Source organism: Variovorax sp. Varisp36, from assembly GCF_047304235.1.
Classification (GTDB): Bacteria; Pseudomonadota; Gammaproteobacteria; order Burkholderiales; family Burkholderiaceae_C; genus Variovorax.
On record NZ_JBGLYU010000001.1, the window covers coordinates 310,196 to 324,460 of the forward strand.

Annotated in this window: 17 protein-coding genes; 6 read left to right on the forward strand and 11 right to left on the reverse strand. The window is 66.9% G+C overall.

The genetic code is table 11. From position 1 onward, the window contains the following. The first annotated feature begins 34 nt into the window (after positions 1-34). On the forward strand, positions 35-1,573 hold the full coding sequence (locus ACCD11_RS01535) for an AAA family ATPase (RefSeq protein ID WP_413311934.1): 1,539 nt from the start codon (positions 35-37) through the stop codon (positions 1,571-1,573). Between the two features lie 4 nt (positions 1,574-1,577). Here the strand turns inward: ACCD11_RS01535 and ACCD11_RS01540 are convergent, their stop codons facing one another. Next, entirely contained in the window at positions 1,578-2,084 is a 507-nt protein-coding gene (locus ACCD11_RS01540) for a universal stress protein (protein WP_413311936.1), read from the reverse strand. 166 nt (positions 2,085-2,250) lie between these two features. Between ACCD11_RS01540 and ACCD11_RS01545 the strand changes: the two genes are divergently transcribed. Next, complete coding sequence (locus ACCD11_RS01545) at positions 2,251-2,835, forward strand: hemerythrin domain-containing protein (RefSeq protein ID WP_413311937.1); 585 nt, start codon at positions 2,251-2,253, stop codon at positions 2,833-2,835. 241 nt (positions 2,836-3,076) lie between these two features. Here ACCD11_RS01545 and ACCD11_RS01550 read toward each other — a convergent pair whose 3' ends face one another. The 3 genes from ACCD11_RS01550 to ACCD11_RS01560 form a co-directional block, all read right to left on the reverse strand. Then, complete coding sequence (locus tag ACCD11_RS01550; RefSeq protein WP_007827728.1) at positions 3,077-3,451, reverse strand: TraR/DksA family transcriptional regulator; 375 nt, start codon at positions 3,449-3,451, stop codon at positions 3,077-3,079. 51 nt (positions 3,452-3,502) lie between these two features. After that, a complete protein-coding gene (locus ACCD11_RS01555) occupies positions 3,503-4,792 on the reverse strand; it encodes a trypsin-like peptidase domain-containing protein (RefSeq protein ID WP_413311939.1) in 1,290 nt (429 codons plus the stop codon). A gap of 229 nt (positions 4,793-5,021) precedes the next feature. Beyond that, positions 5,022-5,549: a flavodoxin family protein gene (locus tag ACCD11_RS01560; RefSeq protein WP_007827724.1), complete on the reverse strand. Its 528-nt coding sequence runs from the start codon at positions 5,547-5,549 to the stop codon at positions 5,022-5,024. 194 nt (positions 5,550-5,743) lie between these two features. Here ACCD11_RS01560 and ACCD11_RS01565 point away from each other — a divergent pair, with 194 nt between their 5' ends. From ACCD11_RS01565 to ACCD11_RS01575, 3 genes are read left to right on the forward strand one after another with little or no spacing between them, the layout of a single operon-like run. Continuing rightward, entirely contained in the window at positions 5,744-6,166 is a 423-nt protein-coding gene (locus ACCD11_RS01565; protein WP_007827722.1) for a universal stress protein, read from the forward strand. Continuing rightward, positions 6,167-7,609 (forward strand): trypsin-like peptidase domain-containing protein, encoded by a 1,443-nt coding sequence (locus ACCD11_RS01570; RefSeq protein ID WP_413311941.1) that lies wholly within the window; start codon positions 6,167-6,169, stop codon positions 7,607-7,609. Between the two features lie 10 nt (positions 7,610-7,619). Continuing rightward, on the forward strand, positions 7,620-8,135 hold the full coding sequence (locus ACCD11_RS01575) for an NUDIX hydrolase (RefSeq protein WP_413311943.1): 516 nt from the start codon (positions 7,620-7,622) through the stop codon (positions 8,133-8,135). Between the two features lie 243 nt (positions 8,136-8,378). Here ACCD11_RS01575 and ACCD11_RS01580 read toward each other — a convergent pair whose 3' ends face one another. From ACCD11_RS01580 to mltG, 7 genes are all read right to left on the reverse strand, one after another. Next, complete coding sequence (locus ACCD11_RS01580) at positions 8,379-8,591, reverse strand: DUF4124 domain-containing protein (protein WP_007827714.1); 213 nt, start codon at positions 8,589-8,591, stop codon at positions 8,379-8,381. Continuing rightward, positions 8,585-9,265, reverse strand: coding sequence for an ankyrin repeat domain-containing protein (locus tag ACCD11_RS01585; RefSeq protein WP_007827713.1), 681 nt, complete (start codon positions 9,263-9,265; stop codon positions 8,585-8,587). Before ACCD11_RS01585 ends, ACCD11_RS01580 begins: the two co-directional genes overlap by 7 nt. After that, the gene (locus tag ACCD11_RS01590; protein WP_007827710.1) at positions 9,262-10,068 is read right to left on the reverse strand and encodes a TatD family hydrolase; all 807 of its coding nucleotides are present in this window, start codon (positions 10,066-10,068) and stop codon (positions 9,262-9,264) included. Before ACCD11_RS01590 ends, ACCD11_RS01585 begins: the two co-directional genes overlap by 4 nt. An 84-nt stretch (positions 10,069-10,152) precedes the next feature. Continuing rightward, on the reverse strand, positions 10,153-10,533 hold the full coding sequence (locus tag ACCD11_RS01595; protein ID WP_007827708.1) for a PilZ domain-containing protein: 381 nt from the start codon (positions 10,531-10,533) through the stop codon (positions 10,153-10,155). After that, positions 10,530-11,543, reverse strand: a complete 1,014-nt coding sequence (locus ACCD11_RS01600) for a DNA polymerase III subunit delta' (RefSeq protein WP_413311944.1) — start codon at positions 11,541-11,543, stop codon at positions 10,530-10,532. The genes ACCD11_RS01595 and ACCD11_RS01600 overlap by 4 nt, the downstream gene beginning before the upstream one ends. Continuing rightward, a complete protein-coding gene (gene tmk, locus ACCD11_RS01605; protein ID WP_413311946.1) occupies positions 11,540-12,196 on the reverse strand; it encodes a dTMP kinase in 657 nt (218 codons plus the stop codon). The genes ACCD11_RS01600 and tmk overlap by 4 nt, the downstream gene beginning before the upstream one ends. Next, positions 12,193-13,218, reverse strand: coding sequence for an endolytic transglycosylase MltG (gene mltG / locus ACCD11_RS01610; protein WP_007827703.1), 1,026 nt, complete (start codon positions 13,216-13,218; stop codon positions 12,193-12,195). Before mltG ends, tmk begins: the two co-directional genes overlap by 4 nt. A gap of 113 nt (positions 13,219-13,331) precedes the next feature. On the opposite strand from mltG, the gene ACCD11_RS01615 reads away from it, so the two are divergent. Further along, positions 13,332-14,258, forward strand: a complete 927-nt coding sequence (locus ACCD11_RS01615) for a YgfZ/GcvT domain-containing protein (RefSeq protein WP_413311948.1) — start codon at positions 13,332-13,334, stop codon at positions 14,256-14,258. Positions 14,259-14,265: the final 7 nt, after the last annotated feature.

Consider the following 14,265-nt stretch of genomic DNA (forward strand, 5'->3'; position numbering starts at 1 on the left):
ATTTTTGAATGTCGCTGAGTCGCAAACAAGCCATATGGACACCATACTGGTCAACGCACTGCGAGAGCAACTCCAGCGGGAGACCGGGCAACCCGTGGCCTTGGTCGAGACGCACATTTCCTGGGTGCTGCTGACGCAGACGCAGGCCTTCAAGCTCAAGAAGCCGGTACGCCTGCCGTTCCTGGACTTCGGCAGCGTCGAGGCCCGAAAGCACTTCTGCGAGGAGGAGCTGCGCCTCAACCGACGCTTTGCTCCTTCGCTCTACGTCGACGTGGCACCGGTCTGCGGCACGCGCGAGTCGCCGCGCATCGGCGGCGCCGGCACGGTGATCGACCACGTGGTGCGCATGCTGCGATTTCCGGGGGCGTCGCTGCTGCGCGACCTGCTGGTGGAAGACCGGCTGCAGCCCGCGCTGCTCGACGGCTTCGCGCAGCGGCTGGCGGCCCTGCACGCGGCAGCGGAGCGAGCGACGCCGGTGTCAGGCTTCGGCAGTCCCGACTCGATCGTTCGAGCAGCTACGGATGCGCTGGCCGCGTTGCAGACGCAGGGCGACGAAAGCCGCCTCGCCCCCCTTGCAGCACTGGAGACGTGGGTTCGGGAGCAGGGCCAGGTGCTGCGCATGGCATGGATCGCCCGCCAGCAGGGCGGCTCGATACGCGAATGCCACGGCGATCTGCACATGGCCAACGTGGTCCTGGTCGACGGTGCGCTCATGCCTTTCGACTGCATCGAGTTCGACCCGGCGCTGCGCTGGATCGACGTGATGAGCGACCTTGCATTCCTCACCATGGACCTGAAGGCCCACGGCCGCGACGATCTCGCACTCCGCTTCCTGGACGCCTGGATGCAGCACAGCGGTGACTACCCGGGCCTGCAGGTGTGGCGCTTCTACGAGGTTTATCGGGCGCTGGTGCGGGCCATGGCCACGGGACTGGGTCCAAGGCCCCCGGATGGCGAGGCCCGGCCCGACTACCTGGCCTGCGCAACGCGGATGACGGTGCAGCCGGAGGAGGGCGCCCGCCTGATGATCACGCACGGCTTGTCGGGCTCAGGAAAATCCAGCGTCGCCTTGCAACTGTTGGGCGCCGCGGGCGCTGTCCGCGTGCGATCGGACGTGGAGCGCAAGCGGCTGTATGACCTCGATCCGCTGGCGCGCTCCGCCGCCCTTGGGCTCGACATCTACGGCGCGCAGGCAACGCGGCAGACTTTCGAAAGGCTGCGCGCCTGCGCCCGCGATGCACTGCTTGCGGGCTATCCGGTGATCGTGGACGCGGCATTCCTGCGCGGCGCCGAGCGACGCGGCTTCGAAGCCCTGGCAACCGAGCTCCGCGTGCCTTTCACGATCCTGGATTGCCGCGCAAGCCCGGCCACGCTGCGCCGCCGCGTGGCCGAGCGCGACACGGCAGGCACGGACGCCTCGGAAGCCGGCCTTGCAGTGCTGGAGCGTCAGTTCGAATGGCAAGACCCGCTGGCAGCCGACGAGCGCGCGCTGGCCATCGAGGTCTCCACCGAAGACACCGTAGACATCGCGCGGGTCGCAGCGCGCTGGCGCGCCGCGACCGCGAACCGCTGAACCCTCACTGGCTGGCGAGCGTTCCGCTCGGCAGCGTGAAACGCTCGTGTTCGGTCTTCGCGCTTTCGGGCGCACGCACCAGCAGCACCGGCACTGGCGACAGGCGCAGGATGTGCTCCGCGCTGCTGCCCATGACCCAGCGGCCGAGTCCTCGACGGCCGTGAGTGCCGATCACGATCAGCTCGGCCTTCGATGCTTCCGCCTCGGCGATCACCTGGTCGTACACGGTGCCCTTGAAGCTGTCGAGCAATACGGTGTCGGCTTCGACGCCTTCCTCGACTGCCTTGGCCCGCGCGGCCTCGAGCAGCTTCGTGGCGTTGCCGCGCAGTTCTTCGAGCCAATTGCCGGCATGGCCCGCGTAGGCATCCATGGCCAGCGCGAAGGACAACTCGTCGATGACGTGCGCCAGGCGCAGGCGCCCGCCCGTGAGCTTTGCCAGCTTGATGGCTTCGGCCAGGCCATGGCTGGATGTGGAACTGCCGTCAATGGGAACAAGAATTCGCTGGTACATGGCACGACTCCGGTTTGTGGTGTGGATCGGTCCAGTATCCGCACGGGCGCTCCGCGCGGCTTGACATTGATCAAGCGCGGGGCCTGCCGACGGCCAGGGCTTGATCTGGAACAAGCCTGCGCGCGAACGAAAGCGCCACCCTTGAGGCATGCACAGGACAACCCTCATGACCCACGCCACCGTTCGCATCATTCGCCAGGAGCACGCCGCGCTCGCCGCCATGCTCCGCTCCATCGTCATGCTGCTCGAGCAACACCGCAAGCAGGGCACTTTGCCCGATTTCGCGACGCTGCGAGCCATGCTCTTCTACGTGGACGAGTTTCCGGAGAAGCGCCACCACCGCAAGGAAACCGAATTGCTGTTTCCCAAGCTGCGCGCCAGGACGCCGATCTCGCGGGATCTGCTCGACAAGCTCGACGGCGACCATGCCAAGGGTGAGCGCAGGATCCGCAACGTCGAGCACGCGCTGCTCGCGTTCGAGATGCTGGGTGAGTCGCGGCGCGAAGAATTCGAGAAAACGGTCGGCGAGTATGTCGACTTCTACCTGAGCCACATGGCGCTGGAGGAGCGCGAGATCCTGCCGCTGGCCGAGCGCGTGCTGACCGAGAACGACTGGCGCGACCTGGACGAAGCCTTCGCCCAGAACCGCGACCCGATGACCGGACACGTGCCCGATCTCGAATACAACGCGCTCTTCACGCGCATCGTGAATATCGTTCCCGCGCCCATCGGCCTGGGACCGGCCCTCTGAGCCGGTTGCCGGCTCAACGCACCAGCACGTAGGTGCCCGGCGCGTCGCACAACGGCGGCATGCCGCGCTGCGGCGCACCCAGCCGGGACCGGGGGTGTCAAGAAGTCGCTGCTCCACGGTGTACACCGCCAGCAGGCCAAGGAAGGAAAGCTGTTACCTGGCCGAAAGCAAAGAAGTCAAAGAAGGAATGAAGGCCAGAACCCGCCGCCAGAACGACGGCGAGTGATGGATCTTCGCCCCTTCAGTGCCTGTGGCCTGTTTCCACGCTCGTCTGGCAGGCCGCGCACCGGACGGCGGTGGGCTGCGCGAACAGCCGCGCACGCGGAATCTCCGCACCGCAGTCTTCGCAGACGCCGTAGCGTCCGTCCGCCAGGCGCGCGAGCGCCAGCTCGATCGCTTCGAGCCTGGTGCGATCGATCTCGATCTCGGCCAGATGCACGTCGGCTGCGCGCTCCGCTTCGGCTTCGTCGGCATGGGTCGTCACTTCGCGACCGCCTCCGGATTCCAGGAGCTGGGCCGTGGGCACCGAGGCGCGGAGTTCGTCGAGAACCTGCCGCTTCAGCATGTCGAGCTGCAGATGAAGCGAGCGGCGGTCGGCTGCGTCGAGGTGTTTCATGGTGTGTCGTCCTTGAGATGCGATGGCTGCGATGGAGGTGTTGCGCCGCGGTCAGAGGCGGCCACGGCGCGAGGCCGGAAGGCGGATCGCCACATAGGCGAGCCGGCGGTCGCGCATCACCAGCAGCGCGACCGTGTCTCCGGGAGGCACCCGCGCAAGGCTTTGCTTGAAGTCCTCCGGGCGATAGAGCTTCGTTGTGTTCATGGCCACGACCACGTCTCCGGCACGGATGCCTTCGCTGCGCGCGAGGCCGCCGGCCTCACGCACCATCAGGCCGCTGTCGATGCGCAACTGCAGCCGCTGCGCGGGGGAGAGATCGCCCACGCTCAAGCCCAGGCCGTCGTTCCATTCGGGCGCCGCGGCCGCGAAAGAGGTGCCGGCGACGGCGGGTTGGACGACCAGCGCGACCTGGAGCACGCGGGCAGCGCCGCGTCGCCACACCTCGAGCTGCAGCCGACTGCCGGGCGCGCGTTGCGCAATCTGCTGCGGAAGATCGATGAAGTGCAATAGAGGCTTGCCGTCGAGGGCCAGCACCGCGTCTCCCTGCGCCAGGCCCGCAGCTTCCGCGGGGCTGCCCGCCTCGACGCGGACCACTAGGGCGCCGGCCGTTGTTGAAGCAGGCAGGCCGAAGGACTGGGCCAGCGCAGGCGTCATCTCCTGGAATTCGGCGCCCAGGTAGGCCCGCAGCACCGCTCCGTGTTCCTGCAGCTGGTTGGCGATGCGCATCGACAGGTTGATCGGCACCGCGAAAGACAGGCCCATGTAGCCGCCGCTGCCGCTGTAGATCATCGAGTTGACGCCCACGACCTCGCCGCGGCTGTTGAACAGCGGGCTGCCCGAGCTGCCCGGATTGATGGCGACGTCGGTCTGGATGAAGGGAATTTCGCCCGCGCCGCCCATGACGCGCCCGACAGCGCTGACGACGCCAGCCGTCACGCTGCCGTGAAATCCGAAAGGCGAGCTGATCGCAGCCACCCAGTCGCCGGGGCTGAGCGTCGAGGAGTCGCCGATGACGGCCACGGGCAGGGCGCTCGCATCGATCTTCAGGAGGCCGACGTCGGTGCGCTTGTCGACGCCGACCACGCGCGCCGTGAAGCGGCGCCCGTCGTCCAGCTGGACCTGGGCCTCGTCGATGTTCGTGACCACGTGGGCGCTCGTGAGGATCAGGCCGTCGCTGCGGATGATCACGCCCGAGGCGAGGTCGCGGATCTGGCTGATCCGCGCGCTCGCCGGCAGGGGCCAGGCCAGCCGGTCGGCGAAGTCGTGCTCCGGGGCGATTTCCAGTTCGATGTCTTCCGGGGTCTCGTCGCGTCCGATGCGCAGGGTGCTGATATCGACCACCGACTTGCTGCGACTTGCAACCAGGGACGAGAAGCCACTCGTGCCCGCCGCAACAGGCTCGGTCGCGGCCGCTATCTGTCCGCGAGGGGCCGAAGGAGGCACAGGTCTGGGCGCGGCGCAGGCACAGAGCAGCGAAGTGCCGGCGGCAAGCGTCCACGCGAGGTGGGCGGTGCGATGTATCACACCTGTCTGAAAGAGAAAGTTGGCCACGTCGATCCGGACTCGGCCTTCAGATCGATTGCGGCGACAGCGTCACGGGGCGCACCACTGCCTGCGAATCTTCGGCACTGCTCACAGCGCTGCCGAAGGCCTGCAGGCGGGCCGCACAACTGCCGTCGTCGACCTCGCGCATCGTGAGCGAGGAGCTCAGGATCGGCGCGCGGCCCAGGAGCTTGCCGATCTCGGCTGCAGCGTTCGGTGCTCCCTGTCCACCCATGACCGAGAGCACGGCGACATCGGGCAGCCGCTGGCGTTGGCGCGCGACGAAACTGCGCATGGGGCCGGCGAGTTGCAGCATCCAGATCGGCGACACCAGCACGACGGCATCGAAGTCGCTGGGCGGCGGACCGTCGTAGCGAATGGCGGGCTGTCGCCGGAAGAACGAGTCGAGCACGCAACGCAAGCTGCCGAGGGCGCCGCTGCGAGGGCGCACCTCGGTGACGTTCGCGATGTGCCAGTTCTGCTGGCTGCACAGGAGCTCCGCGACCCGGCGGGAAGTGCCCGTGTAGGAATAGACGATCACCAGGACGTTGTTCATGCTTGCCTCTGCTGCGTTCATGGACAGTCAATGTAGGCAGCGTCGGAAGCCGCGACCTTGCGCTGCATCAAGTACCGGCGGTGTCGCGCCGAGGTGCTGCGAGCCATCGGATTTCTTGATTTGGCGCAAGGCGAGGCGCCGGGTGCGCGAGGACCATCCTTGCACCGGGGAACGTCTCCGCCGAAGGAACCATCATGAAAATCCTGCTTGCCGTCGATGGCAGCGACTACACGAATCGCATGCTGTCCTACCTGACCACGCACAAGGATTGGGCGAATGCGGGCCACACCTTCACGGTCTTCCATGCGGTGCTGCCGGTGCCGCACCGTGCCGCGGCCTTCGCAGGGCCGGACATCGTGCACGGGTACTACGAAGACGATGCGCGGGTGGTGCTCGAGCCTGTGCGCGCGTTGCTGGCCAGGAACGGCATCGAAGCCCGCTTCGAGCACCGCATCGGCCACCCCGCCGAGGAGATAGCTTCGTTCGCGCAGAAGGGGCAGTTCGATCTCGTGATGATGGGTTCGCGGGGCCATGGCACCTTGACCAACCTGGTGCTGGGGTCGGTTGCCACCAAGGTGCTGGCTGCGTGCACGGTGCCGGTCTTGCTGGTGCGTTGAATGAGTGCCGCAACCCTGGCACGGGGCGTGATCGTGGCCGCCTTCGGTGCATTCGCGCTGGCGGGCGGAACGAGCACCTGGTCGCAGACGCGATCGTCGTGCCTTGAGCGCACGTCGTCGGGACTGCAAGGCTCTGATTTCGTCGCGGCCGCGGCGCGTCAGTCGCCTGCGGTGGTGAGCGTGACAGTCGCGGGCACGGGCAACGACTGGGTTGCCGCCAGCGATCAGCGCGCACCGACGCAATGGGGCCGCGGCGTGGAGCGCGGTTTCGCATCGGGGTTCATCTTCCGCCGCGACGGCTACATCCTGACCAGTGCGCACGCGGTGACCGGTGCCCAGGCTATCTCCATCGTCACCGAGGACCAGCGCCGCTTCGATGCCGAGGTGGTTGGCATCGACCGCCGCACCGACGTGGCGCTGCTGCGGGTCGCGGCGTCCGACTTGCCGGTCGTCACCGTGGGCCGCAGCAGCGAGCTCTGCCCGGGCGAATGGGTCGCCGCGATGGGCGCCCCCTTCGGCTTCGAGCGCAGCGTGACCGCCGGCGTGGTGAGCGCCAATCCGCGTTACGTGTCAGGTGGGAGCGGGGTGCCGCTGATACAGACCGACGTCGCGCTCAACCCGGGCAACTCGGGCGGGCCGTTGTTCGACGAACGGGGCAGGGTGGTCGGCATGAACTCGATGGCCTACTCGCCCGGCGGGGGGTACTCCGGCATGTCGTTCAGCCTGCCGATCGACACGGCGATGCACATTGCGGACGAGCTTCGTATCACCGGGCGGGTGATGCGGGGGCATATCGGTGCCCGCATCCAGCCCCTGACCGTCGAACTCGCGCCGGCCTTCGGGCTCGATACCGCATTGGGGGCGCTGGTGGTGCGCGTCGACCCGGACAGCCCCGCCGAGCTGGCAGGGCTTCGCAGCGGCGACGTGGTGCTGGCCGTCGATGGCGCTGCCACAATGCCCTATGCCGACATACAGGATCGTGTAGCCGGAGCCCGCAAGGGCAGCCTGCTCGCACTGAAAGTCTGGCGCCACAAAACGCCGTTGACGATGCAGGTAGGCGTGGCCGAAATCCCACCGGACCTCGCGCCTCGGCTGGCCGCACGTGCCTTGCCGCAAGAGACGCGCTTCGGGCTCGAACTCTCGGAGCGAAAGGGTGTGCTGGGCATCAGCCTTCTGGATCCCGGTCTCGTTGTGCAATCGGCCTCGGGTTCGGCTCAGCGGGCGGGATTGCGCTACGGCGACATGCTGATCGCGGTCAACGATGTGCAAGTGGCCGGCCTGGCGGATTTCGATGCGGCGATCCAGTCCATCAGAGAGAGCGACACCGTCGCTTTGCTGGTCATGCGCGGCTCGGCCCGCAGCTACGTGCCGATTCTTCCGCGCGGTCCGCAACGTGCCCCCGTGGCGCGAGGCGCGAGCGATGCCACCGTACGGATGCCGTGAGGCTTGTGCAATGGAAAAGTCGACCAGCTATGGCGTTCTGGTGTTCGATGCAGCAGGGCAACTGCTGCTTTGCCATGCGACCGGCAGCCGGTATTGGGACATCCCCAAGGGAGCAAGCGATGGGCAGGAGCAGGGCGCGCAGACCGCCGTGCGTGAGGCGTTCGAGGAATGCGGCCTCCGGTTGCTGCCTGCTCAGCTGAGGGAGATTGGACTTTTTCCCTACCGCCGGGACAAAGAGCTTCGGCTCTTTGCGGTGCTGGTGAGGCATTTCGAGGCGAAATCCTGCGTGTGTTCCAGCTTCTACATGGACCGCCGTGGACGACGTCGCCCCGAGATGGACGGGTTCCGCTGGGCCGCATTCGAGCAGTTGCCCCAGTTTTGCGCACCCAGTCTTGTCACAGTGCTGACGCAAGAGCTTTCTTTGGCCGGAATCCATGGGCAACTGCTCTACGAAGTGAGGCCGGTCGATGCAGTGCTTGCGCCGCGCGGGGGGCTCGGGATTGATCACTTTGAACGGAGCCCGTAAGCAAGCAGCAATCCCGTGTTGACGAGCGGTGCGCAAGCTGGTTGGGTGCCGGCCAACTACTTTGTCCCCCCGCAGTCCAATCCAACGGTCGAGCCAATAATCGCGTCATGACGATCAGTCCGTTGGAGGCTTACCTTGACCTGCAGTTGCGGTTCGCCGAACTCATGGCGATCGGCCGTTATGATTTAACATAATGCACATTGTGTTTATTTCAGATGAACACAACGAGGCCCCCAGCCGGTATCAACGCTTCAGCGCGCTCCCCGAACCCCGGCCCTCGTAGTTCACGCCCTTCGTCTGCTTGACCTCGACCTTCTTCGCGTCCGGGCACGGCTCGTTCGAATAGGCGACCTTGCCGCCATGTACGCACTTGTAGATCGAGTGCTGCGCCATCGCGCCGGACGCGAAACCCATCAGTCCAAACGCCAGCAACATGGCGCCCGCCGGCTTCACCATTTGCCGTCCTTCGGAATCGCCTTGGGCGCATTGGCTTTGGCTGCCGCCGCCGCAGTGATCAACGACGCCGCTTCCGGACGGTTCGCCTTGTTGGCAAAGTCGACGGCCGTCATGCCCAGCTGGTTCTTCATCGTGGTGTCCGCACCCTCGGCCAGCAGCAGCTTCACCGCCTCGCTCGAGCCGTACATCGCAGCCATCATCAGCGGCGTGGTGCCATTGGGCGATTGCGCGTCGATGAATGCGTAGTTGTCGAGCAGCACCTTCATGATGGTCAACTGGCCGCTGGTCGCGGCGTAATGCAGCGGCGTCCAGCCCGTCTTGTTGACCGCAGCGTCGCGCTTCAGCAGTTGCGTGACCAGGTCCTGCTGGCCCTTGATCGCGGCCAGCATCAGCGGGGTTTCGTCCTTGGCGTTGGCCAGGTCCACATTGGTCTGAGGCGACTCGATCAGCACCTGGATGACTTTCGGCGAAGGCTCACGCAATGCGATCAGCAAACCCGTCTGGCCGTGTTCGTCGCGCGTGTTCGGATCAAAACCGCGCTGCAGCAGCGTGCGCACGCCGCTGGCGTTGTCGCCACGCACGGCCCGGAAGAAGTCTTCGAACGAACCAGCATGCACTGAAAAAGATGCAGCAAAAACAATGAGATAAAGAGATTTTTTGATGTAGTTCTTCATGATTTAACGTCCCTGAACAACGTTTCGAAGTTGTCGCTCGTGGCCTTGGCGATGGCCTCCACGGGCACTTTTCGCAGTTCGGCGATCTGCCGTGCCACGAATGGCACGTACGACGGATTGTTGGTCTTGCCGCGGTACGGCACGGGCGCGAGGTAAGGGCTGTCGGTCTCGATCAGCATGCGGTCCAGCGGCACGAAAGCGGCTACGTCGCGCAGATCCTGGGCCTTCTTGAAGGTCAGGATGCCGGAGAACGAGATGTAGAAACCCAGATCGAGCGCCGCGCGTGCCACCTCGGCGGTTTCGGTGAAGCAATGGAACACGCCGCCGGCCGCATTGCCGGCGCCGTCCTCGCCCTCCTCCTTGAGGATCGCCAGCGTGTCGGACGAGGCCTCGCGGGTGTGGATGATCAGCGGCTTGCGGGTCTGTTGAGCGGCGCGGATGTGCACCCGAAAGCGGTCGCGCTGCCATTCCATGTCGGAGATGCTGCGTCCGCCCTTGCGTTCCTCCATCTGGTAGTAGTCGAGGCCGGTCTCGCCGATGGCGACCACGCGGGGCCGGGCCGACAGCCGCACCAGGTCTTCCACGCTGGGCTCGGCGATGTCCTCGTTGTCGGGGTGCACGCCGACGCTGGCCCAGAAGTTGTCGTAGCTGGCGGCCAGCGCCTGCACGTCGTCGAACTCTTCAAGCTTGGTGCAGATGCAAAGCGCCCGGTCGACCTGCGCGGCGGCCATGGCGGCGCGGATCTGCGGCATCTGGTCCGCGAACTCGGGGAACGTGAGGTGGCAGTGGGAATCGGTGAACATCGGAAATGGTGAAGTGCGCGGCGCACTCCCTGGTGGGAGGTGGCGCCGTCGACGGAGTTCCGCGTCACGGGGACGGCGGAAAACTCAGATGGTTTGCGTGGGACGGTCGGAGGCCATCGAACCGCCCAGCGCAGCCTCGATGCGTGCCTTGAGCTGGCGCGATTTTTCGTCGGACGGAAACCGGATGCCCACGCCCGGTGCCCGGTTGCCTGCCGCACGCGATGGCGTGATCCAGGCGACCTTGCCTGCCACCGGATAGCGCTGCGGGTCTTCGGGCAGCGTCAGCAGCACATAGACATCGTCGCCGAGCCGGTATTCGCGCGTGGTCGGAATGAAGATGCCGCCTTCTGCGAACAAAGGGATGTAAGCCGCGTACAACGCGCCCTTTTCCTTGATGGCGAGTTGGATGACGCTCGGCCGGGCGGGCGTGGCGTTGGGAACGGCGGAGGCGACAGGTTGGTTCATGGGCGACGAGCGGCAGAGTTTAGGGTGGTTCGCGCTTCGCTCACAAGCGCTTCCAGCATGAGACCCGCATTGAACGGGTGTTCCGCGGTTCTCGCGGCACTTGCCAACGACTTCGACCAGCGCGCCAGCGCCAACCGCGACGGCGCGGCGGGCAGGTCGGCAGCATCGAAGAACCGGGATGCGGCGCCGTTGCCGACAGCCATCAGGTCGTGGCAAAGCTTCTGCAGCGCACCGACGGCCTGCGCCGGTGCGTGATCGGCCAGCGCACCCACGTCGCCACGCGTCATGGCCTTGGGAAGCAAGGACCAGGCCTTGGGCGACTGACCCGAGCGCGCGAGCCGCAAGGCGTCGCTCGGCCGGCCGCCGGCGGCGCGCAGCAATGCGGCCGCATCGGCGGCGGGCACGTCCTGCGCGGCCAGCCAGGCTTCGGCCTCGGCGGTTTCAGGCCAGGGCAGCGTGAAGCCCAGGCAGCGGCTGCGGATGGTCGGCAGCAGTTGCCACGCGGCCTCGCTGGCGAGCACGAAGCGCACGTCGCCAACGGGCTCTTCGAGCGTCTTGAGCAGCGCATTGGCGGTGATGGTGTTCATGCGCTCGGCCGGATACACCAGCACCACCTTGCCACGGCCGCGCGCGCTGGTTCGCTGCGCGAAACCGACCGCATCGCGCATTGCCTCGACGCGGATCTCGCGGCTGGCCTTGCGTTTCTTGTCGTCGATGTCGGCCTGCGCCTTCTCGTCGAGCGGCCAGTTCAGTTCCTGCATGGCGATTTCGGGCATCAGCACGCACAGGTCGGCATGGGTGCGAACCTCGATGGCATGGCAGCTGGCGCAGTGGCCGCAGGCCGTGCCCCCCGGCGTCGGCTGCTCGCACAGCCATGCGGACGCGAGCGCCAGCGCCAGTTCGTACTGGCCGATGCCGGAGGGACCTTGAAGCAGCCAGGCATGGCCGCGCTGGCGCAGCAACTCCGTGAGCGGCTGGCGCAGCCAGGGGGACAGGGCCGGCACGCTCATCGGGCGGATCCTCGGTTCAGCACGCCACGCGCCACCAATGCCGTTTCGACCTGCTGCCACACCTGGTCGCGGGCCTGGCTGGCATCGATGCGCACGAAGCGGTTCGCATCAGCGGCCGCGCGGGCCGCGTAGCCCTGGGCGACGCGGCTGAAGAATTCGACGGGCTGGGCTTCGAACTTGTCGGGCACGCGGGCGCCGGCCAATCGCTGCGCCGCGATCCCGGGCGCCAGGTCGAACCACAGCGTGATGTGCGGCTGAAGTGGCGCCGCCCTGCCCGCCTCCGCCTGCACCCATTGTTCGAGCGTCGACAGCACGGCTTCATCGAAGCCCCGCCCCGCGCCCTGGTAGGCAAAGGTCGCGTCGGTGAACCGGTCGCACAGCACCACGTCGCCGCGCGCCAGCGCCGGCTCGATGACCTGCGCGATGTGGTCGCGCCGTGCCGCGAACACCAGCAGCGATTCGGTCAGCGGGTCCATCGGCTGATCGAGGATCAACTCGCGCAGCGTCTCGGCCAGCGGCGTACCACCGGGCTCGCGCGTGCGCACGACCTCGCGGCCCTGCGCCCTGAACAGGGCTTCCAGCGCATCGAGGTGGCTCGACTTGCCCGCCCCGTCGATGCCTTCGAGCGTCAGAAACAGACCGTTGTCACTCATTGGGTCGCCTTCGGTTTGGAATCGCTGCCGCCGCCGCGCTGATAGCGGTTGACCGCGCGGTTGTGGTCGTCGAGCGAACTGCTGAATTGGCTTGTGCCGTCGCCGCGCGAGACGAAGTACAGCGACTTGCTCTGCGCCGGCTGCACCGCAGCCAGCAGCGCTGCCTTGCCGGGCATGGAAATCGGCGTCGGCGGCAACCCGCCGCGCGTATACGTGTTCCAGGGCGTGTCGGTCAGCAGGTCTTTCTTGCGCAGGTTGCCGTCGAAGGCGGTGCCCATGCCGTAGATCACCGTCGGGTCGGTCTGCAGCGGCATGCCGATGCGCAGGCGATTGGTGAAGACAGCCGCGATTTCCGAGCGGTCTTTGGCCTTGCCTGTCTCCTTTTCGACAATGCTGGCCAAAATAAGAGCCTCATCGGCCGATTTCAACGGCAGATCGGAAGCGCGGGCGGCCCAGGCGGCTTCGAGCTTCTTGTCCATGGCCCGCATCGCGCGCTGCATCAGGGCGATGTCGGTCGAGCCTTTCGAGTAGGTGTAGGTGTCCGGAAAGAAACGCCCTTCCGGATGCAGGCCCGGCTTGCCCAGCCTGGCCATCAGCGCCTCGTCGCTCAGTCCCACGCTGTCTGGCTTGAGCTGGTCGGCCTTGGCGAGCGCGGCGCGCACCTGGCGGATGTTCCAGCCCTCGACCAGCACCAGGCTGCGCGTGGCTTCCTCGCCGCGCACCAGAATGTTGAGCAGCAGCTTGGGCGAGACGCCGCGTTCCAGCTCGTAGCTGCCGGCGCGCATCTGGCGGTCTTGTCCCGAGATGCGGAACCACAGGTAGAGCAGCTGCGGCTGCACGTCGACGCCCGTGTCGGCCACGGCTTGTGCGATGCCGCGCGGCGTGGTGCCGGGCTCGACAGACAGGTCGACGCTGGGCGCCGGCAGCTTGAGCGGCTGGTGCACCCACCAGAGACCGGCGCCGCCGAGCGCGAGCGCGATCAGGGCAGCGAGCAGGAAAAGCGTAAGGAAGAAGCTGCGCACGGATCCGATATGGGGAAGACGGAAAAAGCCGGAGAAAACCGATGGATTCGCAGGCTGCAGGGAAGGAGCCCCTGCCGCCCCGAAGGAACAGGCCCGGCCATGATAATTCAGCGATGACCACAGTCGTTCTCAATGGCGTGACCGCCCTCTCCCACCTCGGTGTGATCCGTGCCGAGGGCCCGGACGCCGCCAGCTTCCTGCACGGCCAGCTCACCCAGGACTTCTCGCTGCTCGGGGCCTCCGACGCCCGGCTGGCTGCGCTGTGCACCGCCAAGGGCCGTGTGATCGCGAGTTTCATCGGCATCAAGCCGCAACCGGAGCTGATCCTGCTGGTGTGCAGCCGCGACATCCTGGCCGCGACGCTCAAGCGCCTGTCGATGTTCGTGCTGCGCGCCAAGGCCAAGTTGACCGACGCCACCGAGCAGTTTGCGCTGTATGGCCTGGCTGGCACCGCCCTGGCCGGCAACGGCCTCGACGCCGCCGCTTCGCCCGGCAAGCGCACGGCCGTCGGCGAAGACGCCAGCGCCGTGTCGCTGTATCCGGCCGACGGCGTGCCGCGTGCGCTCTGGATCGCGCCGGCCGGCCACGCCGCACCCACGGGCCCCGCGCTAGATGCCGCCCTGTGGCAGTGGAGCGAGGTGCGCAGCGGCATCGTGACGCTGACCACGCCGATCGTCGACGCCTTCGTGCCGCAGATGATCAACTACGAATCGGTCGGCGGTGTGAACTTCAAGAAAGGCTGCTACCCCGGCCAGGAAGTGGTCGCGCGCAGCCAGTTCCGCGGCACGCTGAAGCGGCGCACCTACCTCGTTCAGGCCGATGCGCCCGTCTCCGCCGGACAGGAGGTGTTCGCGGCCGCCGAGCCCGAGCAGCCCGTGGGCATCGTGGCGCAGGCCGCGCCGGCGCCCGGCGGCGGCTGGTCCGCGCTGGTCTCGATGCAGATCGCGGCGCTCGAGGCCGGTGGCCTGCACGCGGGCGCGGCCGACGGCCCGGCACTCACGGTCGATCCGCTGCCCTACCCCCTGCTCGAGGACATCTGAGTCTCCC

What these genes read in the sequence shown, in the direction of transcription:
- ACCD11_RS01535 (WP_413311934.1), top strand. Translation starts at nt 35, where the DNA reads ATGGACACCATACTGGTCAACGCACTGCGAGAGCAACTCCAGCGGGAG.
- ACCD11_RS01540 (WP_413311936.1), bottom strand. Translation starts at nt 2,084, where the DNA reads ATGTACCAGCGAATTCTTGTTCCCATTGACGGCAGTTCCACATCCAGC.
- ACCD11_RS01545 (WP_413311937.1), top strand. Translation starts at nt 2,251, where the DNA reads ATGACCCACGCCACCGTTCGCATCATTCGCCAGGAGCACGCCGCGCTC.
- ACCD11_RS01550 (WP_007827728.1), bottom strand. Translation starts at nt 3,451, where the DNA reads ATGAAACACCTCGACGCAGCCGACCGCCGCTCGCTTCATCTGCAGCTC.
- ACCD11_RS01560 (WP_007827724.1), bottom strand. Translation starts at nt 5,549, where the DNA reads ATGAACAACGTCCTGGTGATCGTCTATTCCTACACGGGCACTTCCCGC.
- ACCD11_RS01565 (WP_007827722.1), top strand. Translation starts at nt 5,744, where the DNA reads ATGAAAATCCTGCTTGCCGTCGATGGCAGCGACTACACGAATCGCATG.
- ACCD11_RS01570 (WP_413311941.1), top strand. Translation starts at nt 6,167, where the DNA reads ATGAGTGCCGCAACCCTGGCACGGGGCGTGATCGTGGCCGCCTTCGGT.
- ACCD11_RS01575 (WP_413311943.1), top strand. Translation starts at nt 7,620, where the DNA reads ATGGAAAAGTCGACCAGCTATGGCGTTCTGGTGTTCGATGCAGCAGGG.
- ACCD11_RS01580 (WP_007827714.1), bottom strand. Translation starts at nt 8,591, where the DNA reads ATGGTGAAGCCGGCGGGCGCCATGTTGCTGGCGTTTGGACTGATGGGT.
- ACCD11_RS01585 (WP_007827713.1), bottom strand. Translation starts at nt 9,265, where the DNA reads ATGAAGAACTACATCAAAAAATCTCTTTATCTCATTGTTTTTGCTGCA.
- ACCD11_RS01590 (WP_007827710.1), bottom strand. Translation starts at nt 10,068, where the DNA reads ATGTTCACCGATTCCCACTGCCACCTCACGTTCCCCGAGTTCGCGGAC.
- ACCD11_RS01595 (WP_007827708.1), bottom strand. Translation starts at nt 10,533, where the DNA reads ATGAACCAACCTGTCGCCTCCGCCGTTCCCAACGCCACGCCCGCCCGG.
- ACCD11_RS01600 (WP_413311944.1), bottom strand. Translation starts at nt 11,543, where the DNA reads ATGAGCGTGCCGGCCCTGTCCCCCTGGCTGCGCCAGCCGCTCACGGAG.
- tmk (WP_413311946.1), bottom strand. Translation starts at nt 12,196, where the DNA reads ATGAGTGACAACGGTCTGTTTCTGACGCTCGAAGGCATCGACGGGGCG.
- ACCD11_RS01615 (WP_413311948.1), top strand. Translation starts at nt 13,332, where the DNA reads ATGACCACAGTCGTTCTCAATGGCGTGACCGCCCTCTCCCACCTCGGT.